The sequence below is a fragment of the Streptomyces sp. YIM S03343 genome (assembly GCF_054729195.1).
On the sequence record NZ_JBPUKX010000001.1, the window covers coordinates 2759937 to 2782184 of the forward strand.

Below are 22248 nucleotides of genomic sequence, written 5' to 3' on the forward strand. Positions count from 1 at the left end.
CGACTCTCATGGTTCACTCAGGACTTACCTCACGCCGTGAGTTAACTGGGCCCGCATGACGGCGTCAAGACACCCCGTCAGACGGCACACATGCAGCCCACGTCACCACCACCGACCCAACCACCCCCCATTCCCCCATACCCCCATACAAGACAAGTTGTCCTCGGAAAGGGCGACACACATGAGGAGAACCCCCCGCGTGGTCCGGCTGCTCCTGGCCGGACTGCTCTCCACAGCAGGACTCACCGCGGCCGTGGCCCCCGCTCACGCGGCCGGTGAGACGGTCACCGCGTATCTGACCACCACCGACGACGCAGCCGGACGCCATGTCGTCCGCGGCCTTGAGGCACAGACGCCGTTCGCGTTCCAGTCCGGCAGCGGCGGCAGCGGTGAGAACATCACCGTCGACGAGAACACCCGCTACCAGACCTTCACCGGCGGCGGCGCGTCCTTCACCGACACGGCCGCGTGGCTGATGAACAGCAGCGGCGCCCTGTCTCAGTCGACCCGGGACGCGACGATGCGCAAGCTGTTCTCGCCGACGGACGGGATCGGGCTGTCGTTCCTGCGCAACCCGATGGGCGCGTCGGACCTGGCGCGCTACGGCTACAGCTACGACGACGTGGCGTCCGGCCAGACGGACCCGAACCTGACGAAGTTCTCGATATCGCACGACCTGGCGGACGTCGTCCCGCTGACCAAGCAGGCCCTCCAGCTCAACCCGTCGGTGACCGTGATGGCCTCGCCGTGGACGGCACCGGCGTGGATGAAGGACAGCGGGTCGCTCAACGGCGGCTGGCTGAAGTCGGAGGACTACGGCGCCTACGCCTCGTACTTCGTGAAGTACCTCCAGGCCTACCGCGACCAGGGCATCGACGTCTCGTACGTCACCCCGCAGAACGAGCCGACATGCTGCTCCGGCTACCCGTCGATGAGCTGGAACGCCTCGGGCCTGGCCTACTTCATGAAGAGCGAGCTGCTCCCGAAGCTCCAAGCGGCTGGCCTGTCGACCAAGGTCCTCGCCCACGACTGGAACTGGGACGTCTACGACTCCTACGCCGCCGCGGCGGTGGACGACTCGGCGATCCGCAACCACCCCAACTTCGGCGGCATAGCGTGGCACGGCTACGGCGGTGACATCGCCAAGCAGACCTCGGTCCACAACCAGTACCCGAACCTGGACGCCTTCGGCACCGAGCACTCGGGCGGCACCTGGATCGCCAACCAGCAGCGCGAGGACATGTCCAACATCATCGACTACACCCGCAACTGGGCGAAGTCGGTGACGAAGTGGTCGCTGGCCGTGGACCAGAACATGGGCCCGCACAACGGCGGTTGCGGCACCTGCACCGGTCTGATCACCGTGCACAACGGTGACGGGGCGAGCGGGACCGTGGACTACACCGTCGAGTACTACACGATGGGCCACCTCACGAAGTTCGTCCGCCCGGGCGCGCAGCGGATCGCCTCGACGGCGTCCTCGGCGGTGCCGAACGTGGCGTGGCGCAACCCGGACGGCTCGAAGGCGCTGATCGCCTACAACGACGCGTCCTCGGCGAAGACGGTGACCGTCAACTGGGGCTCGCAGCACGCGACGTACTCCCTGCCGGGCAAGACGTCGGCCACCTTCACCTGGTCCGGCACGCAGTCGGGCGGCGGCGCCCGGACGGGTTCGTTCGTCGGCCTCGCCGGCAAGTGCCTCGACGTGGCGGGCGCGTCCAGCACCAACGGCACGGCGGTCCAGCTCTACGACTGCAACGGCTCCACGGCACAGCAGTGGTCCGTCCAGGCGGACGGCTCGGTCCAGGCACTGGGCAAGTGCCTGGACGTGGCATCGGCGTCGACCGCGGACGGCGCGAAGGTCCAGCTCTACGACTGCAACGGCACGGGCGCGCAACGCTGGTCCTACAACGCCTCCACGGGCGACGTGGTCAACGTGGCGGCGAACAAGTGCCTGGACGTGACGGACAACTCGTCCGCGAACGGGGCGCGGGCGCAGATCTGGTCGTGCACGGGGGCGTCCAACCAGAAGTGGCACTTGCAGTAACCATCCGGGGGCGGCGGCGGGTCTTCGCCCCCGCCGCCCCTTCCCATTCCCGACCCCAGGGGCTCCAGCCCCCGGAACCCCGGGCTTGGCCCGACTCCGTAGCTTGAAGGGTTCACCTCTTGACCGACCGAGTCGGGTGGGTGTGGTGGGCAAACGGGGGTGCAGGGGGGCGGAGCCCCAGGGCAAAAGGCCCGCGGGGGTTACTCCGCCGGCTCAACTCCCGCTCGCAACAGGCCGTAGGTGTACGCGTCCTCCAGGGCCTGCCAGGACGCGGCGATGACGTTCTCCCCCACTCCCACCGTGGACCATTCGCCGGTGCCGTCCGAGGTGGAGATCAGGACCCTCGTCGTGGAGGACGTACCGTGCTTGCCCTCCAGGATGCGGACCTTGTAGTCCACCAGCTCCAGCTTGGCCAGCTGGGGATAGATCCGTTCCAGGGCGACCCTCAGCGCGCGGTCCAGGGCGTTGACCGGGCCGTTGCCCTCCGCCGTGGCGACGATGCGCTCGCTCTTCGCCCACAGCTTCACCGTCGCCTCGTTGGCGTGCGTGCCGTCGGGGCGGTCCTCGACGATCGCTCGCCAGGATTCGACCCGGAAGTAGGTCAGGGGCTTGCCCTCTACCTCCGCCCGGAGGAGGAGTTCGAAGCTCGCGTCCGCCGCCTCGTACGTGTAGCCCTTCAACTCGCGTTCCTTGACGCGCTCCACCACCCGGCCGACCAGCTCGCGGTCACCGCCCAGGTCCACGCCCAGTTCCTTGCCCTTGAGCTCGATCGAGGCGCGGCCCGCCATGTCGGACACCAGCATCCGCATCGTGTTGCCGACCAGCTCGGGCATGATGTGCTGGTACAGGTCGGGGTCAACCTTGATCGCGGACGCGTGCAGGCCCGCCTTGTGCGCGAACGCGGAGACGCCGACGTACGGCTGGTGTGTGGAGGGGGTGAGATTTACGACCTCGGCGATCGCGTGGGAGATGCGGGTCATCTCGCGCAGCCGCCCGTCCGGCAGGACCTTCTTGCCGTACTTCAGCTCCAGCGCCGCCACCACCGGGAACAGGTTGGCGTTGCCGACCCGCTCGCCGTAGCCGTTGGCCGTGCACTGCACGTGGGTCGCGCCCGCGTCCACCGCGGCGAGGGTGTTGGCGACGGCGCAGCCGCTGTCGTCCTGCGCGTGCATGCCGAGCCGGGCACCGGTGTCGGCCAGCACCGTGGCGACGACGGCGTGGACCTGCGCCGGGAGCATCCCGCCGTTGGTGTCGCAAAGGATCACCACGTCCGCGCCCGCCTCCGAGGCCGCCCGTACGACGGACTTGGCGTACTCGGGGTTGGCCCGGTAGCCGTCGAAGAAGTGCTCGCAGTCGACGAACACCCGGCGGCCCTGCTCGCGCAGATAGGACACCGTGTCGCGGACCATCTCCAAGTTCTCGTCCAGCGTGGTGCGCAACGCCAGTTCGACATGCCGGTCGTGGGACTTCGCGACCAGGGTGATCACCGGGGCCCCGGACTCCAGCAGCGCCCTGACCTGCGGGTCGTCCTTCGCCTTTCCGCCCGCTCGCCGCGTCGCGCCGAAGGCGACCAGCTCGGCGTGCCGGAAGTCGATCTCCTCCTGGGCACGGGCGAAGAACTCTGTGTCCCTGGGGTTGGCGCCGGGCCAGCCGCCCTCGATGAAGCCCACGCCGAAGTCGTCCAGGTGCCGCGCGATGGCGAGCTTGTCCGCGACGGTGAGGTTGATGCCCTCGCGCTGGGCCCCGTCGCGCAGGGTGGTGTCGAAGACGTGGAACGAATCGTCGAGCTCGCTGGATGCGGTCATGGTGTCAAGGCTCCTGTTTGGTTCTCGGTCGTACCGGAAGAACCGGCTCCACCGTCCCCCATGATCCCTCGCGCTCTCGCTCCCGGTTGTGGATGGGCCAGGAAAACGAAAAAACCTCTCGCGGGTGCGAGAGGTCTGCGCGCGGGTCGAGACGACGATGGCCGCCCGTACCTGGTCGTACAAGGGCGGTCACTGCGGACCGGCGCGCCTGCTGCCAATAATCATGGCGAACGAGAGCACGGGGGCAGTCTGGCACAGCAGTGCCCGCAGCTCACAGCCGTCTCAGAATGCGGTCGCCCGCCGACACCCTGTGGCCCTCCGTCGTCACGCAGGTGCGGTGTCGCCGCCCAGGGTCTCGTCCAGCAGCTCCCCCACATGCGTCAGCACCTTCGCGCGGTCCGTGCCGCGCAGGCCTACGGCCACGTTGATGGAGAAGCCGTCGAGCAGGGCACGCAGGCGGGTGGCGCAGCGGTCGGGGTCCACGGGGCGGAACTCGCCGTGTGCGACGCCGTCGGCGATGAGGGCTGTCAGGTCGCTGTGCCAGGCGGCCTCGATGGCGGCCTGGCGGGCACGGGCGTCCTCGTCGGCGTACTGCGAGCGGTTCCAGACCTCCAGCCACAGCGTCCAGTGCGGGTCGCGGGGGCCGTCGGGGACGTAGAGGTCGACGTAGGCGTCGAGGCGTTCGCGGGCCGGGGCCGGGCCGCTGAGGAGGCGGTCGCGTTCGGCGCCGAGGCGGCTCTCGGTCCACTCCAGGGTGCGCAGCAGGAGTTCGTCCTTTGAGCCGAAGTAGTAGAGCAGATGACCGCTGCTCATCCCGACCTCGCGGCCGAGCGCCGCCATGGTGAGCTTCTCCAGACCGCGCTCGGCGATCATGCTCATGGCAGCAGCGAGGACCTCCTCGCGGGGCGGGGCCTGCCTGCGCCCACCGGCCATACGCCCCTCCCTGCTCCTTGATCCTCTTGATCCTGTTAGATCCTGGGCTGCTGCCGAGTAGTCGTGCGGTAGGTGCCACCACCGCCGTCTGTTCCCCACCGCCGGAGAGACCGCCGGTGGGGAAGAGACGGCGGTCTGCCACCTCTCCCCTACCCCGGGCCATGCTCACCTCACGGTGTTCACCCCAGCGGGTGCATCCAGCCGTGGGTGTCCTCGGCGATACCGCGCTGGACGTCCAGCAGGGCCTGGCGCAGCCGCATGGTGACCTCGCCGGGCTCGCCGCCCGACTGCTGCCAGTCGGCGCCGGTGCGCTTGACGGTGCCGACCGGGGTGATCACGGCGGCGGTGCCGCAGGCGAAGACCTCGGTCAGGGTGCCGTTCTCCGAGTCGCGCTGCCACTGGTCGATGGAGACGCGGGCTTCCTCGGCCTGGTAGCCGAGGTCGCGGGCGAGGGCGAGGAGGGAGTCGCGGGTGACGCCCTCCAGGATGGAGCCGGTGAGGGTCGGGGTGACGATCCGGTCGCCGTAGACGAAGTACAGGTTCATGCCGCCGAGTTCCTCGACCCACGTGCGCTCGACCGCGTCGAGGTAGCAGACCTGGGCGCAGCCCTCCGCGGCGGCCTCGGCCTGGGCGAGCAGGGAGGCGGCGTAGTTGCCGCCGGTCTTGGCGTCGCCCATGCCGCCGGGGACGGCGCGGACGTGGTCCTCGGAGACCCAGATGGAGACCGGCTTGACGCCGCCGGGGAAGTAGGCGCCGGCCGGGGAGGCGATGACGACGAACAGATACTCGTTGGCGGGCCTGACGCCGAGCCCGACCTCCGTGGCGATCATGAACGGGCGCAGATAGAGGGAATCCTCGCCGCCGTGTGCCGGGACCCAGTCCTTGTCCTGGCGGACGAGTGCGTCGCAGGCCTCGATGAAGGTCTCGACCGGCAGCTCGGGCATGGCGAGCCGGCGGGCGGACGCCTGGAAGCGGCGGGCGTTGCGGTCGGGGCGGAAGGTGGCGACGGAGCCGTCGGGCAGCCGGTACGCCTTGAGGCCCTCGAAGATCTCCTGCGCGTAGTGCAGGACGCTGGTGGCGGGGTCGAGGGGGATCGGCGCGTAGGGAACGAGCTGCCCGTCGTGCCAGCCGCGGCCCTCGGTCCACTTGATCGTCACCATGTGGTCGGTGAAGTGGCGGCCGAACCCGGGGTTGGCCAGGAGCGCCTCGCGCTCGGCGGCGGCAAGAGGACTCGCGGAGGGCTTGAGCTCGATCGTGGGCGTCGTCATGAGTGGTGTGTCCTTCACCGGTTGTAGTGACGGGCCGCGCTCACATCCGTCCCGGCCCGGCGGCCGGTGGCAAGACGTCCGAGCAGTGCCTCATTCCCGGGCTCGCGGCCCCGCGTTCGATTATCGCGCGGGGTCCGTCGTGGCTGGAATGGGTGTGAATGCGGCCCGGGTCGATGGTGTCACCCGGCGGAGCACAGGAGAAGCCGCCGGGTGCGGATGCGACCCGGCGGCTTCGAAGTGGGGGTTCGAGTACGGCGGGATCAGCCGGCTACTCGTACGGCGAGCGCGTCGCCGATCTCGGCGGTGCTGCGGGCGGGCTTGCCGGTGCGCTCCGCTAGGTCGGCGGAGACGGCTTCTTCGATCCGGGTCGCCTCGGCGTCGTAGCCGAGGTGGCGCAGCAGGAGGACGGCGGACAGGACGGTGGCCGTGGGGTCGGCTTTGCCCTGGCCTGCGATGTCCGGGGCCGAGCCGTGGACCGGCTCGAACATGGACGGGAACTCGCGGCCCGGGTTGATGTTGCCCGAGGCGGCCACGCCGATACCGCCGGAGACGGCCGCGGCGAGGTCGGTGATGATGTCGCCGAAGAGGTTGTCGGTGACGATGACGTCGAACCGCTCGGGCTGGGTGACCAGGAAGATGGTCGCCGCGTCGACATGGAGGTAGTCGGTCTCGACCTCGGGGTACTCCGCGGCGACCTTGTTGAAGATGTTCGTCCACAGATGGCCGGCGAAGGTCAGCACGTTGTTCTTGTGGACCAGCGTGAGCTTCTTGCGCGGGCGGGCCTGGGCACGGGCGAAGGCGTCACGGACGACGCGCTCGACGCCGTAGGCCGTGTTCACGGAGACCTCCGTGGCGACCTCGTGCGGGGTGCCCTTCCGGATGGTGCCGCCGTTGCCGGTGTACGGGCCCTCGGTGCCCTCGCGGACGACCACGAAGTCGATGCTCGGCTCACCGGCGAGCGGGGTGGCGACGCCGGGCAGCAGCTTGCTCGGCCGCAGGTTGACGTGGTGGTCGAAGGCGAAGCGGAGCTTGAGCAGGAAGCCGCGCTCCAGGACGCCGGACGGCACGGACGGGTCGCCGATCGCGCCGAGCAGGATGGCGTCGTGCTGCTTCAGGGCTTCGAGGTCGGCGTCGGTGAGGGTCTCGCCCGTCGCGTGGTAGCGCTTGGCGCCGAAGTCGTACTCCTTGGTCTCCAGCTTCACATCCTGCGGGAGGACGGCGGAGAGGACCTTGAGGCCTTCGGCCACGACTTCCTGGCCGATGCCGTCACCGGGGATCACTGCGAGATCGATGCTGCGAGACATGTCGGCACCCTACTCCTCGTCCCATGGAATGACATGACGTGTCCGCGATGCGGACAGCACCGCACCGAGGTGACCCGCCGGGTGACGAGCGGCCGTGTCCGGGTCCCGCATGGGCGTCATCCTTTTGGCCACGGTTCACTCGTATGTGTGGCGCTCGTTGGCATGCGCTGGGAACTTCACCGACATGGAGACCCCCGACTTCGGCATTCCGCCGCGGCTGGCCGAGCGCATGACCATGGCCGAGCAGCACGAGTACCTGCACACCAAGCTGTTCCGGCGCCGCTCCCTGGTGACGACCGGCATGGTGGCCGCGGGCGGGCTGCTCACCGGCTGCGGCGGCGCGTCGTCGCCGGGCGTGGCGTCCGCGTCCTCCGGCGCCTCCGTCTCGTCGGTGCTCCCGTCGCCCCGGACCTCCAAGGTGCGCGGCGCCTTCGTCACCCCGTTCGGCCGCCATCTCGCCTTCGACGCCGACCCGAAGACCCAGATGCGGATCTCCTGGCAGGTACCGGCCGCGGTGCAGAGGCCGTACGTGCGCGTCGGGCTGCGCCCCGACCAGTTGAGCCACCGCATCTCGGCCGAGATCCGCGATCTGCACACCCCGGGGGTCACGGGAGTGCGTCCGGCGGTCGAGCAGTACTACATGCACGCCGCCCTGGACGGCCTCGTGCCCGGCACGACGTACTACTACGGAGTCGGCCACGAGGGCTACGACCCGGCCTCCGCCGCGCACCGCGGCACCGTCGCCACGTTCCGCACGGCGCCCGCCCGTCCGGGGACCTTCACCTTCACCGCCTTCGGCGACCAGGGCGTCAGCACCAGCGCCGCCGCCAACGACAGCGTGCTCCAGCGGCTGAAGCCCGCCCTCCACCTCCACGCCGGCGACATCTGCTACGCCGACGTCAACGGCCAGGGCAAGAAGTCCGACGGCTACGACGCCACGTACTGGGACCTCTTCCTCAAGCAGACGGAGCCGGTGGCCCGTTCGGTGCCGTGGATGGTGACGACCGGCAACCACGACATGGAGGCCTGGTACTCGCCGGACGGCTACGGCGGACAGCTCGCCCGCTGGTCCCTGCCCGGCAGCGGCCCCGACGCCCGTACGGCGCCGGGGGTGTACTCCTTCGTCTACGGCAATGTCGGCTTCGTCGCCCTCGACGCGAACGACGTGTCGTACGAGATCCCCGCCAACTTCGGCTGCACGCACGGCAAGCAGACCGCGTGGCTCGACAGGACGCTCGGCCGGCTGCGTGCGGCCGAGGACGTCGACTTCATCGTGGTCTTCTTCCACCACTGCGCCTATTCCACCTCATCGCACGCCTCCGACGGCGGGATCCGCGACGCATGGCTGCCGCTGTTCACCAAGCACCAGGTGGACCTGGTGATCAACGGCCACAACCATGTGTACGAACGCACCGACGCCGTGAAGAACGGCCGCGTCGGCCGCGCGGTGCCGGTCGGCGGCTCCACGGACCCGACCCGGGACGGCATCGTCTACGTCACCGCGGGCGGCGGCGGGCGGGACCTGTACTCGTTCCCGGCGGGCGCCAAGGAGAGTTACGAGGGGCATGTGACCCGCGTCGAGTCGGTGCAGACCTTCCACTGGACCAAGGCCCGGACCCAGCACGCGGAGACCGTGGAGTGGTCGCGGGTGCGCTATCGGGGCTTCTCGCTCCTGTCGGTGGAGGCGCAGGCGGGTGCGCGGCCGGTGCTGAAGGTGTCGGCGCTGGCCCAGAGCGGCGAGCGGATCGACCACTTCGAGGTGCGGCGCGGCAGCTGAGCGCGGGGGCCGGGCGACAGGCCCTTGATCGCACCCGGGCGCAACCCGGGCGCACCCGCCGCCGACCGCCGCACCCGCCGCCGACCACGCCGCACCCGGCAGCCGCGCCGCACCGAGCGGGCGCGGCTCGCGGCTGGTGGTGCGGCTCGTGGATCGGGTCGGATCGGGTCGGATCGGGTCGCTGGTGACCGGCCTCAGTGGCCGGTGGAGCCGCCGTTGTCGCGGCGGTCGAGGGCACGCTGGAGCGCCGCGGCGGCGTTCTGGCGGTCGGCCTCGCTGGAGCGGGAGGTGTGGCGGACTCGGCGGCGGACGGTCGTCTCGGCCATGGGGGATCGACTCCTTAGAGCATCCGGGAGTACGGGCAAGGATTACGAGACGCCGGAAGGCGGAGAGCGTGCCGCAGGGATCACCTGCACAGGGCCCGGCTCACAACCGCCAATCGCTGGATCGAGCGAAACGTTCGGCACTTACCACGCTAGATGAGCAGGCCGCCGCTGTCTCCACCATTACTCGGACTTCCTACTATCTGAGACAGTGCGGTGAGTCACACCCCTGTGACCTGCGCTTACGTCGTTTGCCGACCGGCCGCGGACATGGTGACGGGCCGGGCAGCCCGTTCGGAGGTCGGGCTGCCCGGCCCGTGCCGGAGGGGCGGTCAGCCCATGTGGGGGTAGGTGTAGTCGGTCGGCGGGACCAGGGTCTCCTTGATGGCGCGGGTCAGGGTCCAGCGCAGCAGATTCTGCGGGGCGCCAGCCTTGTCGTTGGTGCCGGAGGCCCGGCCGCCGCCGAAGGGCTGCTGGCCGACCACGGCGCCGGTCGACTTGTCGTTGATGTAGAAGTTTCCGGCTGCGTAGCGCAGCTTCTCCATGGTGTACGCCGCCGCAGCACGGTCGTTCGCGACGACCGCGCCGGTGAGGGCGTAGTCGGAGACGGACTCCATCTGGGTCAGCATCTCGTCGTACTTGTCGTCCTCGTAGACATGGATGGCGAGGATCGGGCCGAAGTACTCCGTGCGGAAGACCTCGTTGGCCGGGTCGCTGCACTCGATCACGGTCGGGCGGACGAAGTACCCGACCGAGTCGTCGTAGGTGCCGCCCGCGACGATCGTGCAGGCCGGGTCCTCCTGGGCGCGGTCGATCGCGGCCTTGTTCTTGGCGAAGGCGCGGTCGTCGATGACGGCGCCGATGAAGTTCTTCAGGTCGGTGACGTCACCCATGGTGAGGGAGTCGGCCTCGGCGGCGAACTCCTCACGGAAGCCGTCGTTCCAGATGGACGCCGGGATGTAGGCGCGGGAGGTGGCGCTGCACTTCTGGCCCTGGTACTCGAAGGCGCCGCGGGTCAGCGCGGTCTTGAGGACGGCCCGGTCGGCGCTGGGGTGGGCGACCAGGAAGTCCTTGCCGCCGGTCTCACCGACCAGACGCGGGTAGGAGCGGTACTTCTCGATGTTGGCGCCGACCGTCTTCCACAGGTACTGGAAGGTGCGGGTGGAGCCGGTGAAGTGGATGCCGGCCAGGTCCGGGTGGGCCAGGGCGACCTCGGAGACCGCAACGCCGTCGCCGGTGACGAGGTTGATGACGCCCTTGGGCAGCCCCGCCTCCTCCAGCAGCCGCATGAGCAGCACGGCGGAGTGCGTCTGGGTCGGGGACGGCTTCCACACCACGACGTTGCCCATCAGCGCGGGCGCGGTGGGCAGGTTGCCCGCGATGGCGCTGAAGTTGAATGGGGTGATCGCGTAGACGAAGCCCTCCAGCGGGCGGTGGTCGAGACGGTTCCACACGCCCGGGGAGTTGGCCGGGGGCTGCTCCGCGAGGATCTGGCGGGCGTAGTGGACGTTGAAGCGCCAGAAGTCGACCAGCTCGCAGGGGCTGTCGATCTCGGCCTGCTGGACGGTCTTGGACTGGCCGAGCATGGTGGAGGCGGCGATCGTCTCGCGCCAGGGCCCGGCGAGCAGTTCGGCGGCGCGCAGGATGATCGCGGCGCGGTCGTCGAAGGACATCGCGCGCCAGGCGGGCGCGGCGGCGAGGGCTGCGTCGATGGCGTCCTTCGCATCCTGCTGCGTGGCGTGGTGCAGGGTGCCGATGACCGCCTTGTGGTGGTGGGGCTGCACGACCTGGAACGGCTCACCGCCGCCCATCCGCTTCTCGCCGCCGATGACGCACGGCAGGTCGACCGGGTTCTCGGCCAGTTCCTTGAGCCTGACCTCCAGCCGGGCCCGCTCGGGCGACCCGGGGGCATAGCCGTGCACCGGCTCGTTGACAGGCGTGGGGACCTGGGTCACGGCGTCCATTGGTTACCTCTTCCGAGTGATTCCCGGACTACGACCGGGATGAGCTGAAGCGCTGGATCATGATGGGCGGTGGTCACGGCTTGACCGTCACGGCCTGCTCGTATCGGGTTCGCTGTGGCGAGCTCGTGAGCGGCCTCGGCCGCGCTCTTCCGAGGCGGAGTCACGGCTTCCGTACCGCTGGTGGCGGAATCGGGTCCGGTCCGGGTCCGTGTCCGGCTCAGCGGTCGGCCACAGGGCGGAGTGCCGTTCTCCGGCGGCTGCGGAGTGCCGTTCTCCGGCGGCTGCGGAGTGCCGTTCTCCGGCGGCTGCGGGGAGCCGTTCTCCGGCGGCTGCGGATCGCCGTTCTCCGGCGGCTGAAGAACGGCAATCGGCTCTCACCCCTTGCTGACCATCGAGCGGACGAAGAAGCGCAGGTTGGCCGGCTTCTCCGCCAGGCGGCGCATGAAATAGCCGTACCAGTCGGTGCCGTAGGCGGTGTAGACGCGCATGCGGTGGCCCTCGGCGGCCAGCCTGAGGTGCTCTTCGCCACGGATGCCGTACAGCATCTGGAACTCGTACTCGTCCAGTTTGCGCCCGGCCCGGTGGGCAAGCTCCTGCGCGATGGCGATGAGGCGCGGGTCGTGGGAGCCGACCATCGGGTAGCCCCGGCCCGCCATCAGGATCTTCAGGACGCGGACGTACGCCTTGTCGATCTCGTGCTTCTGCTGGTAGGCGACCTCGACGGGCTCCTTGTAGGCGCCCTTGACCAGCCGTACCCGGCTGCCGCTCGCGGCGAGCCGGCGGGCGTCGGCCTCGGTGCGGAAGAGATACGCCTGGAGGACGCAGCCGGTCTGCGGGAAGTCCTTCCGCAGTTCCTCGTGGATGGCGAACATCGAGTCGAGGGTGGTGTGGTCCTCCGCGTCCAGGGTGACCGTCGTGCCGATCTCGGCCGCGGCCTCGACGACCGGGCGGACATTGGCGAGCGCCAGGTCGTGGCCGCCGGGCAGGGCCTGCCCGAACATGGACAGCTTGACCGACATCTCGACCCGCTTGCCGAGGCCCAGCTCCTTCAGCCGGCCGACGAGCGCGAGGTAGGCGTCGCGCGCGGCGGCGGCCTGCTCCGGGCCGGTGATGTCCTCGCCGACGACGTCCATCGTGAGGTCGAGCCCGTGGTCGGTGAGGCCCTGGATGACGGGCACGATGTCGTCGAGTGTCTCGCCGGGGATGAACCGGTCGACGACCTGCTTGGTCACCGGGGCCGCCGAGATCAGGCGTCGCATCCGGTCGCTGCGCGAGGCGGCGAGAATCACGGGACCCAGCACGGGGCACCTCCAACACACAGGCAGGAAAGGCCGGATTCCGACGATTCGGGTACGGCACGGAGAACCACCGTGAAAACTAAGGATCGTTTCGAGCGTGAACCATCGACAGCTGTCACGCATCCCCGGCACCGATCTCAGACAGGTGTATGAAGGATGGCCGGAAGATGCGGGAAAATAACCAGGTGACGTCGGAACACAGGGGTGATTACCAGGAGCTGGTCGACGAGATCTCCGAGTTGCTCGGCGCACCGGCGACCTTGGAGAACCGCGACTTCGAGCTGATCGCCTTCGGTGCCTACGACAGCGAAGGCGACCTGGATCCGACGGTGCTGGACCCGGTGCGCACCCGCTCGATCCTGACCCGCCGCTCCACCGCGGCGGTGCGTTCCTGGTTCGAGGGCTTCGGCATCACCCGGGCGACCGGGCCGGTGCGCATCCCGCCGACCCCGGAGGCGGGTGTGCTGCGGGGCCGGATCTGTCTGCCGGTGCGGCACCGGGGCGTGGTCCTCGGCTACGTGTGGCTGCTGGCCGACGATCCCGGGCCGGCCGAGCGGCAGCTGGCGGCGGCGATGGAGGTCACCGTGCGCATCGGCGCGCTGCTCGCCGACGAGGCGCAGCACGGCGCCGACCTCACCCGCGAGCTGCGGGCGGTGCTGACCGCCGGGCGGGACTGGGAGCGGGACATGGCGGTGGCGGAGCTGCGCACCGCGCTCGGCCCCAGGGCCGACGGGCCGCACACGGTGATCTGTGTGGCCCCGTGGACCTCGGCCGATCCGGACGACGCGCCGTCCGTGCGCACCCTGCCCGGCGCGACCGCGCTGTGCACCGTGCCGTGGGGGGACGCGGCGCGTCCGGCGCTGCCCGGCGACATCGGACTGCGCTGTCTCGTGGCCCTGATCAGGCTGCGCTCGGCGGACAGCCTGGCCCCGGCGACCTCGGCGGCGGCACGGCTGCTGGAACGGGCGCGGATGCTGCCAGGCGCCGAGGCGCTGGGCACTGCGGCGCTGGGCACTGCGGCGGCGGGTACGGCGGCGGGTGTCGGGGCGGGGCGCTCCGGGCTCGCCGAGCTGGGCGCGGCCTGGCGCGAGGCATCGGCGGCGGCGCGTGCGGCCCGCGCGGAACCGCGGCTCGGGCCGGTGGCGGAGTGGTCCGCGCTGGGCCCGTTCCGCCTGCTCACGGCGCTGCCCCCGCAGACCCCGCCCGATCCCGCCGTACGCGCCCTGCTCACCCCCGACCACCAGGAGCTGGCCCGCACGGCGGAGATCTACCTCGACTGCGCGGGCCAGGCCGCCCGCACGGCGGCCCGGCTCGGGATCCACCGTCAGACCCTCTACTACCGTCTCTCCCGCGTGGAACGCCTCACCGGCCTGGACCTCACGGACGGCGAGTCCCGCCTGCTGCTGCACATGGCCCTGAAGGCGGACCGGCTGTGACGACGGTGGCCTGCCCTCTGTGCACGGCCGGTGAACCGGCTGTGACGGCTGTGACGGCTGTGACGGCGGTGGCGTTCCCGACACACCGGCTGTGACGGCAGAGGCGCGTGCGACGCAGGCGAGGAAAATGGATACGTAGTTTATTTCATCACTCCGTCCCATTCAGGGATCTTGTGCCAACCTGCTTTCACGCCCAGAAGACAGCGTGAGCGGGGGAGTTCACGGACGCGGGAGGCGCAGGAGAACCACCTGTCCTGCACAGCGTCCGCGGCACCCACGGTGCAATCCCCCCGGGCACGCGGCACGCCACGGCTCGTCCAGCGGTCGCCGAACCGACGGGCCCGAGGGGGAGAATTTGACGATCAGAGTGGTGGCCGCTGTCGACTTCGGGACACATGGCTCCGGCTTCGCCTGGTGTCCGGTCGACGCGGCCAACGACAAGGTGTCCGACCGGACCGTCTACTACTTCGACCAGTGGCAGAACCAGCCCGTCGTCTATCCGAAGAACCTGACCGCGCTGCTCCTGGACGGCACGGGCAAGGTGACCGACTGGGGATACTCCGCGCGGCGGGCGCTGACCGACGCCGGACTGGGCGCACGCGCCGGGAACGTCCGGTTGGTCCAGGGTTTCAAGATGTGGCTGCGGGCTGGGGACAGCCCCGCGAACGGACACCTCAACGGCACACCCGCTCAGGCGCTGCCCCTGATCGCGTCCTATCTGAGACGGCTGCGGGAGGTGGCCGTCCAGCACATCACGGACGGCGGGTACCGCGAGGAGGAGATCCGCTGGTGCCTCACCGTCCCCGCGATGTGGACGGAGTACCAGCGCAACGCGATGCGCAAGGCCGCCGAGCGCGCCGGGTTCCCCGGGACCGCGGAGCGGCTACTGCTGATCACGGAGCCGGAGGCGGCGGCCATCCATGCCTTCGCCCGGACCCCGTCCGGCGCCCCCGACCTGCCGATCATGGTCGTGGACTGCGGCGGCGGCACCGTCGACATCGCCGCCTACCGGCCGGAAGGGGACGGCAGGCTCGCCCAGTTGGGGCACACCGCGGGCGGTGACCTCGGGGCGGCGTACATCAACGAGCGGTTTCTCACCGGCGTGGTGAGACCCCGGTTCGGTCCCGAACTGCTCGACCGCATCGAGCGGGAGGCACCCGACGCGCTGCAGGAGATGCTGGACGCCTTCGAGAGCGCGAAGCGGCACCACGACACCGGCCGGGACGCTCCCCTGTCGATCACCATTCCCGGGAAGATCTACGGGCTGCTGCACAGCAGCGGAGGGCTGCAACGGCTGGCCCGGATGCAGGGCGGACAGGACTTCCACGTCCTGGTCGAGGCCAAGGCCGCCGACGACCTGTTCGAGGGAGTGGTCCGTCCGCTCACCCATCTGGTGGCGGAGCGGATCGTCGACATGCGCAAGCTGCTGGGCGACCGCAAGGCCGCCATCCGCATCGTCCTCGTCGGGGGCTTCGCTCAATCGCCCTATCTGCGCAGCAAGTTGAGTGCGTTCGTACAGCAACGGTACGGCTCCACGGTCCAGTTGCTGATCCCGCCGGATCCCGCGCGGGCGGTACTGGCCGGGGCGGTGCACTACACGTACCGGCCGACGGTGGTGGCCTCGCGGACCGTGGAACTCACCTACGGCATCAGCTGCCTTCTGCCCTTCGAGACAGGAGTGGATCCGGAGCGACTGCGCTACGTGGACGACCTGGGGAAGGTGTACTGCGAGGACCGCTACAACATCTTCGTGCAGAACGGCGACTCGGTGGCCGTCGACCAGGTCGTCACGAGGGAGCTGATCCCCGTCCAGCAGGCGCAGACGTCCGTGCAGTACAACCTGCTGTCGTCCGGTGAGAAGAACCCCCGCTACAGCACGGGCGAGGGCGTCCGGGTGCTCGGCACGGTCGACGTGGATCTCGGCACCGCCGTGCGCCTGCCCATGGAGCAGCGGAAGGTGGAGATCTCCATGCGCTTCGGCGGTACGGAGATCGAGGTCACCTCACGCAATGTGCACACCGGCGGCGTGCTGCGGACGACGCTGTCCTTCAACCCCGACACCGGCGCGTGAGGCGGAGCGATGACCCATCCGACACCGCAGCATCGCGGTGAACCCCCGCACGACCTGCTGGGCGAACTGGCCAAATGGCTGCACGATGCGGGCCAGGGGTTGTTCTGGTACGCGGAGCAGGTCGGCCGGCTGTCCCGGCAGCAGCAGCACGACATCCGCGGGCTGCGCCAGGAGCTCGCGGAGCTGAAGCGGGACCAGGACACCCGGCTGAACGAAATGCTGGCCCGCTTCAGCCAGCTGCGGCAGGAGCTCGCCGGTGCGGCCGACGTCCGGCACCAGGATCTGTCGGGCAGGTTCCGGGATCTGGTCAACCTGCATGTGCTGCCGTTCTGCGTCAAGGTCGAGAGCCTCGGACCCAACAGCGGTGAGTCCGATGTCCAGTTGCGGCGCGTGATGCTGACCCGGCGCCTGTGCCGGCTGCTGTTCGGCGCGCTGCCCGCCCCGAACCGCGAGGTACGCCATCTGCTCAAGGCGTTCACCGGGGCCGTGCCGGAGGACACCCAGGCCGATCTGGTGGAGCGGGCGAGGTCGCTGTGCACCACGGTGAACGCGCTGCGCGCCGAGATCGCCGACACGGGCACCCCGTTCCGCTGGGACTTCGAGGTGGCGTCGGGCACCGCGTACGCACCCGACCGCCACCTGCTCTGGCCCGCCGCCTCCCCGCAGGCCCCGGTCCAGTACGTCGTCGTCCCCGGCTACGTCGTGCCCGGCAGGCCGCCGCATGTGCAGGCGATGGTCTTCACCGCGCTCATCGAACAGCCCAGCGCTCCCGCCCTGAAGTGAATCCTCCGGTACCGCACTGTCCGCTGTTCCGCTCCGCTGTGCCACTCCGCTTCTGTTTCGCTCCGCTTCTGTTTTACCCCGCCCGCATCCCGCCCCGACCCGTCCCGGAGACGCCATGCCCGCCAAGGCCGTCCTGCTGCCCTTCTACGTGGTCGTCGACACCTCTCTGTCCATGGACGGGGAGCCGATCACCGCTGTCAACGACATCATCCCCACCCTGTGCGACCTGCTGCGTGAGAACCCCACACTGCGCGACAAGATCCGCTTCAGCCTGGTCGAGTTCTCCTCCCGGGCGGAACTGCGGGTGCCGCTCAGCGACCTGCGCAATGTGCAGCAGCCGCCGGACCTGACCGCCGACGGGGCGACCTCCTACGCCGCCGCCTTCCGGCTGGTGCGCGAGCTGATCGAGATGGACACCCAGCAACTGCGGGTCGACGACTACGCGTTCCACCGGCCCGCGGTGTTCTTCCTGACCGACGGCGAGCCGACCGACGCCGACGACGTCTGGCACCGGGAGTTCGAGGCGCTGGTGACCGGCGCGAACTGGCCGAACGTCGTGCCGTTCGGGGTCGGCGAGACCAATCCGGCGACCCTGAGCGAGCTGGTCCACCCCAAGGACCGCTTCCAGGCCTACACGGTGGCGGACGGGCATACCGCCTCGGACGCGGTCAGGGACACCACCCAGGTCTTGATCCAGAGCGTCCTGGCGTCGGCGAAGGGGACGGAGGACGGCGAGGACGGGTTCGTCCTCGACCCCGGCTTCCAGACCGAGGCCGTCGTCCCGGTGCCCATGGACGAGGACATCCCCTGGAAGGACTGACCGGTGCACATGCACAGTCCCGGCTCCCCGGCCCTGACGGCATCTCCCGCGAAAGGCATCCGCATGGCCGCTGAGAGGACCGGTGCCGAGGAGGCGATGCCCTACGGCGCCTTCCGCATCGGTGACCCCGGTTCGCACCGGGACATCCTTCCCAGGCTCACCGCACCGGCCGAGGTGCACACGGAGTACGGGAACTTCCCCGTGCCCACCTGCCCCGGCTGGCGCAAGCCGGACACCGTCTTCGACGGGGCCCGCCACGGACCCCTGGCGGTGCGCGCGGCCAGCACCCGCGGCGACAGCCACCGGCACAGCGGTGCACCGCGTCAGGACGACTACTGTCTCTTCGCCTCCGACGACTGGCTCATCGCGGCCGTGGCGGACGGCGTCTCCCAGGGCAGCCTCTCCCATCTCGCGGCGGAGGCGGCCGTGGAGAGCGGCTGCCGCGCCCTGGCGACACAACTGCGGGCGGCCGGGGACCCCGGCGCCGTCGACTGCGAGCAGGTGGTGCGCGACAGCGCCAAGGCCGTCGTACGGGCGGTGCACCAGTCGCTGGCCCGGGAGACCGGGGCGACGGAGGTCCTGCCGTTGGGCACCTTGGCCCGGTTGGCCTCGGCCGCCGTCGTCTATGCCGTCATACCCGCACAGGCGGACGCCGACGGCGCCCGGCGCTCCCTGCTGCTGTGGGTGGGCGACGTCACCGCGTGGACGCTGGGCGACGAGGAGGGCTGGCTGCCGCTCACGGCTCTCAAGGCGGACGGCGGCAAGGAGGTGATCACCGGCACCACGGCCGCGCTGCCGCTGCTCGGCCGGGAGTCCTGGCACCAGGCGCCCTTCACGCTGGCCGCCGGCGAAGCCGTACTGCTGATGACGGACGGGGTGGGCGACGCGCTCGGTGACGGCAGCGGCGATGTCGGCACCGCCCTGCGCGAAGCCTGGCGGCAGCCGCCGGACCCGCATGTCTTCGCCGCGCAGGTGGACTTCCAGCGCGCCACCTTCACCGACGACCGCACCGTGGTAGGGATCTGGGCCTCATGACCACCGCGTTCAATCGCGTCCATCTGGTCCTGGCGAAGAAGGAGATCGGGGGCACGGAGCCGCTCGACCGGGGCGGCCAGGCGGTGGTGCACGCCGCCCCGGACCTGACGCTGCCGGACTGCCCCGGCCCGCTGGTGTACAAGGAGTACCACCGGTCCCTGCCGGACGGGTTCGCGGAACCCATGCTGGCCATCGTCGCCCTGCGGGAACGCCTGGAGCCCAGGCACCGGCGCATCCTCGACGAGCGCACCATGTGGCCGGTACGGCTGGTCACGGACGGCTCCCGGGCCTGCGGCATCGTGATGCGCCGTATTCCGGACCCGTTCTTCCAGGAGTTCCGGCGGTTCAACGGCCAGATCGTCCGCCGCCCGCGCGACGTCCAGCACCTCATGACCCCGCCCGAGGACAACGAGGCGGCCGGTATCCACCCGGCGCGGCTCGGCCAGCGCGGCGCCCTCTGCCGCGAACTGGCCGTCACGCTGGGCCTGTTGCACGGCGTCGGCGCGGTGTACGGCGACCTCAACCAGCGCAATGTCCTGTACTGGAGCGACCCCGGGGGCCGCTGCGCACTGCTCCTGGTGGACTGTGACGCGGTCCGGCTGACCGGAAACGTCGCGCCGCTCCCCCAGCTGCATGTGCCCGAGTGGGCGCAGCCGGAAGGGGGGGCCGTGCAGAGCGTGGCCTCCGACCGCTACAAGTACGGCCTCTTCGTGCTGCGCACCCTCGTCGGCCGTGCGATGGGCAGCGTCAGCCGGGACCCCGAGGACCTGGCGGGCGTACTCGACCCGACGGGCCTGCGCCTGCTCCGCGCGTCCCTGGACGACCGCCCCTCGGCCCGCCCGTCACTGCACGACTGGTACCGCTACTGGAACGCGGTCCTAAGCTGAGACGGTTCGCGGCCCTGCGCAGCGGGGCGGCGCGAGCCGCCGCGGTGACCGGTATGCTCCGCGTGCTCATGCCAAGGGCATCAGCCGGGGGCAGGCTCTGTCACCCGGTGGACGGCGTCAGCGTCAGCGTCTCCGTCGAACGCTCGCCGCTGTTCGGCGACACGCTCCATTTCCCGCCCGCGCGGTGAACTTACACCCTCGGCCGAGTCCGCGTGGCGGCCTCGATGATCTGGCGCAGGCCCTCGGTCAGCACATCGCCGTCGGGGGCGGTCTTCGGATCGAAGGCCCACTGCGAGATGACGCCGGACATCAGGGTCATATAGAACCGGCCGAGGGTGTCGGCGGTCTCGTCGGAGACCTCCTCCTCCGGTACGCCCATCAGCAGCGAGGTCAGCCCCCGGCCACCCTCGCGCTGGGCGCGGGCCAACTGGTCACGGACTACCGGCAGTTGGTCGCCCATCGCCATGATCTCCACACCGAGCCGCCACATCGAGCCGGGCCCGCGCATGCTGTCGACGATGTTCGACCACACTTCCCGGAACCGCTCCAGCGAGCCGGGCGCGCCCGCGATCCCGTCGCCGCCCTCGAAGGACGTCTCCTCCACGAGTGCGATGTAGGCCTGGGCGAGCAGGGCGTCCTTGGATCCGTAGTGGTAGCCGATCGAGGCGAGGTTGGTCCCCGACTCCTTCACGATGTCGCGCGCCGTCGTCCGCGCGAACCCCTTCTCCAGCAGGCAGCGCTTGGCGCCTTCCAGCAGATCCTCACGGTGTCCCATAGGGCCAGCCTACCCCGGGATCCATACAGACGTCCCAGACACATGACTTACACGATCGTTCTATACAAGCGTTCTAGACATACGTTTAATACGCGCGTACATTTCCTGGCATGGCGAACCCGACGAGCAAGACCTCATCCCCGTCCGCATCCCCCTCCACCACCCCGACGACCGCTCTGGCCGGCCGCCGCGAATGGATCGCGCTCGGCGTGCTGATGCTTCCGCTGCTGCTGGCCTCGATGGACGTCTCGGTCCTCTACTTCGCCCTCCCTGCGATCGGTGCCGACCTGGAGCCGAGCGGCACCCAGCAGCTGTGGATCCTGGACATCTACGGCTTCGTCCTGGCCGGCCTGCTGATGACGATGGGCTCGATCGGCGACCGCATCGGCCGCCGCCGCCTGCTGCTGACGGGCGCCACGGCCTTCGGCGGCGCCTCGCTCCTCGCCGCGTACGCGAACAGCGCCGAGACCCTGATCGCCGCCCGTGCGATCCTCGGCATCGGCGGCGCGACCCTGATGCCGTCGACGATGGCCCTGCTGCGCACGATGTTCACCGACCCCGGCCAGCGCGCGAAGGCGATCGGCGTGTGGTCCGGTGTGATGACCGGCGGGATCGCCCTCGGCTCGGTGATGAGCGGGATCCTCGTCCAGCACTTCTGGTGGGGCTCGGTCTTCCTGGTCAATCTGCCCGCGATGGCGATGCTGCTGGTCCTGGGCCCGTTCTTGCTCCCGGAGTCCAGGAACCCCGCCCCCGGCCGCTTCGACTGGCCGAGCATCCCGCTCTCGATGGCCGCCGTGCTCCCGGTCGTCTACGGCCTGAAGGAGATCCCCTCCGAGGGCTGGCACCCGCTGTACGTCGTCTCGATCACCGTCGGCCTGTTCTTCGCCGCGCTCTTCGTCCACCGCCAGCGCACCGCCGACTCCCCGCTGATCCCGCCGGCCCTGCTGCACGGCCACGGCTTCAGCCCGGCGCTGGTCCTGACCCTGGTCTCGGCGTTCGGCATGATGGGCTCGGCGATCTTCACCACCCAGTATCTGCAGTCGGTCCTGGGCAAGAGCCCGCTCTCCGCGGCGCTGTGGAGCCTGCTCCCCTCGGTCCTCATCGGCGTCACGGGCCCGCTCACGGCCCAGCTGGTCGCACGAGGCGCCAACCGCGGGTACGTCGTCGGCGCGGGCTTCGCCGTCACGGCGGCCGGTTACGCGATGCTCGCCTGCACCGGCACCGATGCACTCTGGCTGGTCCTCGCGGCGGCCGGTGTGCTGGCCTCCGGGGTCGTCATGGTGATGTCCCAGCTCACCGATCTGGCGATGAGCACGGCCCCGGTCGAGCAGGCGGGCACGGCCTCCTCCCTTCTGGAGACCGGCACGGAGTTCGGCGGGGCTCTGGGCATGGCCGTCCTCGGCTCCATCGGCACGGCGATCTACCGCCACGGCATCCCGGACTCCGCCCCTGCCGAGGCCCACGAGACGCTGAGCGGCGCGCTGGCCGTGGCCGGCCGGTTCCCGGAGCGAACAGGGAAAGCCCTGGTGACGACCGCGCGCGAGGCGTTCACCCAGGGCATGCAGGGGGCGGCGATCGCGGGAGCGGTGCTGCTGGCGGGGGCGGCGGTGGGTGCGACGGTCACGCTGCGGAGGATCGGCGCCGCTGACGAGCAAGCCGAAGACAGCTGAGGGGACATGGAAACGCCGGACGGGCCGAGTGTTCCTCGGCCCGTCCGGCGTT

18 protein-coding genes are annotated in these 22248 nt (G+C 70.2%); 10 read left to right on the top strand and 8 right to left on the bottom strand.

What is annotated here, in order from left to right; genetic code table 11:
- The first annotated feature begins 181 nt into the window (after positions 1–181).
- Positions 182–2047, top strand: coding sequence for a ricin-type beta-trefoil lectin domain protein (locus ACSYGN_RS11675; protein WP_460394583.1), 1866 nt, complete (start codon positions 182–184; stop codon positions 2045–2047).
- A 200-nt stretch (positions 2048–2247) separates the two neighbouring features.
- On the opposite strand, the gene cimA is transcribed toward ACSYGN_RS11675, so the two are convergent.
- The 4 genes from cimA to ACSYGN_RS11695 form a co-directional block, all read right to left on the bottom strand.
- Complete coding sequence (gene cimA / locus ACSYGN_RS11680; RefSeq protein ID WP_460394585.1) at positions 2248–3852, bottom strand: citramalate synthase; 1605 nt, start codon at positions 3850–3852, stop codon at positions 2248–2250.
- Between the two features lie 324 nt (positions 3853–4176).
- The gene (locus tag ACSYGN_RS11685) at positions 4177–4785 is read right to left on the bottom strand and encodes a TetR/AcrR family transcriptional regulator (protein WP_460394587.1); all 609 of its coding nucleotides are present in this window, start codon (positions 4783–4785) and stop codon (positions 4177–4179) included.
- A 179-nt stretch (positions 4786–4964) separates the two neighbouring features.
- A complete protein-coding gene (locus tag ACSYGN_RS11690; RefSeq protein ID WP_460394589.1) occupies positions 4965–6053 on the bottom strand; it encodes a branched-chain amino acid aminotransferase in 1089 nt (362 codons plus the stop codon).
- A gap of 260 nt (positions 6054–6313) precedes the next feature.
- A complete protein-coding gene (locus tag ACSYGN_RS11695; RefSeq protein ID WP_460394591.1) occupies positions 6314–7357 on the bottom strand; it encodes a 3-isopropylmalate dehydrogenase in 1044 nt (347 codons plus the stop codon).
- Between the two features lie 184 nt (positions 7358–7541).
- Between ACSYGN_RS11695 and ACSYGN_RS11700 the strand changes: the two genes are divergently transcribed.
- Entirely contained in the window at positions 7542–9134 is a 1593-nt protein-coding gene (locus tag ACSYGN_RS11700; RefSeq protein ID WP_460394593.1) for a purple acid phosphatase family protein, read from the top strand.
- A 194-nt stretch (positions 9135–9328) separates the two neighbouring features.
- Here the strand turns inward: ACSYGN_RS11700 and ACSYGN_RS11705 are convergent, their stop codons facing one another.
- Positions 9329–9460, bottom strand: coding sequence for a hypothetical protein (locus tag ACSYGN_RS11705; protein WP_460394595.1), 132 nt, complete (start codon positions 9458–9460; stop codon positions 9329–9331).
- Between the two features lie 329 nt (positions 9461–9789).
- Positions 9790–11421, bottom strand: a complete 1632-nt coding sequence (pruA, locus tag ACSYGN_RS11710) for an L-glutamate gamma-semialdehyde dehydrogenase (protein WP_460394597.1) — start codon at positions 11419–11421, stop codon at positions 9790–9792.
- A 180-nt stretch (positions 11422–11601) separates the two neighbouring features.
- On the opposite strand from pruA, the gene ACSYGN_RS11715 reads away from it, so the two are divergent.
- Positions 11602–11778 (top strand): hypothetical protein, encoded by a 177-nt coding sequence (locus tag ACSYGN_RS11715; RefSeq protein ID WP_460394599.1) that lies wholly within the window; start codon positions 11602–11604, stop codon positions 11776–11778.
- Between the two features lie 17 nt (positions 11779–11795).
- Here the strand turns inward: ACSYGN_RS11715 and ACSYGN_RS11720 are convergent, their stop codons facing one another.
- A complete protein-coding gene (locus ACSYGN_RS11720; protein ID WP_460394601.1) occupies positions 11796–12722 on the bottom strand; it encodes a proline dehydrogenase family protein in 927 nt (308 codons plus the stop codon).
- Between the two features lie 164 nt (positions 12723–12886).
- Here ACSYGN_RS11720 and ACSYGN_RS11725 point away from each other — a divergent pair, with 164 nt between their 5' ends.
- The 6 genes from ACSYGN_RS11725 (at position 12887) to ACSYGN_RS11750 (ending at position 19751) form a co-directional block, all read left to right on the top strand.
- Entirely contained in the window at positions 12887–14155 is a 1269-nt protein-coding gene (locus tag ACSYGN_RS11725) for a PucR family transcriptional regulator (RefSeq protein ID WP_460394603.1), read from the top strand.
- A 370-nt stretch (positions 14156–14525) separates the two neighbouring features.
- Positions 14526–16226 (top strand): Hsp70 family protein, encoded by a 1701-nt coding sequence (locus tag ACSYGN_RS11730; protein WP_460394605.1) that lies wholly within the window; start codon positions 14526–14528, stop codon positions 16224–16226.
- Positions 16227–16235: 9 nt separating this feature from the next.
- Positions 16236–17009 carry a hypothetical protein gene (locus tag ACSYGN_RS11735; RefSeq protein WP_460394607.1) on the top strand — a complete coding sequence of 258 codons (774 nt, stop codon included), beginning with the start codon at positions 16236–16238 and terminating at the stop codon, positions 17007–17009.
- 115 nt (positions 17010–17124) lie between these two features.
- Positions 17125–17829: a vWA domain-containing protein gene (locus ACSYGN_RS11740; RefSeq protein ID WP_460394609.1), complete on the top strand. Its 705-nt coding sequence runs from the start codon at positions 17125–17127 to the stop codon at positions 17827–17829.
- Between the two features lie 63 nt (positions 17830–17892).
- Positions 17893–18864, top strand: a complete 972-nt coding sequence (locus ACSYGN_RS11745) for a protein phosphatase 2C domain-containing protein (protein ID WP_460394611.1) — start codon at positions 17893–17895, stop codon at positions 18862–18864.
- Positions 18861–19751: a hypothetical protein gene (locus tag ACSYGN_RS11750; protein ID WP_460394613.1), complete on the top strand. Its 891-nt coding sequence runs from the start codon at positions 18861–18863 to the stop codon at positions 19749–19751. The genes ACSYGN_RS11745 and ACSYGN_RS11750 overlap by 4 nt, the downstream gene beginning before the upstream one ends.
- A 190-nt stretch (positions 19752–19941) precedes the next feature.
- On the opposite strand, the gene ACSYGN_RS11755 is transcribed toward ACSYGN_RS11750, so the two are convergent.
- Positions 19942–20526 (bottom strand): TetR/AcrR family transcriptional regulator, encoded by a 585-nt coding sequence (locus ACSYGN_RS11755; RefSeq protein ID WP_460394615.1) that lies wholly within the window; start codon positions 20524–20526, stop codon positions 19942–19944.
- A gap of 110 nt (positions 20527–20636) precedes the next feature.
- On the opposite strand from ACSYGN_RS11755, the gene ACSYGN_RS11760 reads away from it, so the two are divergent.
- Positions 20637–22196 carry an MFS transporter gene (locus tag ACSYGN_RS11760; protein ID WP_460394617.1) on the top strand — a complete coding sequence of 520 codons (1560 nt, stop codon included), beginning with the start codon at positions 20637–20639 and terminating at the stop codon, positions 22194–22196.
- Positions 22197–22248 lie beyond the last annotated feature (52 nt).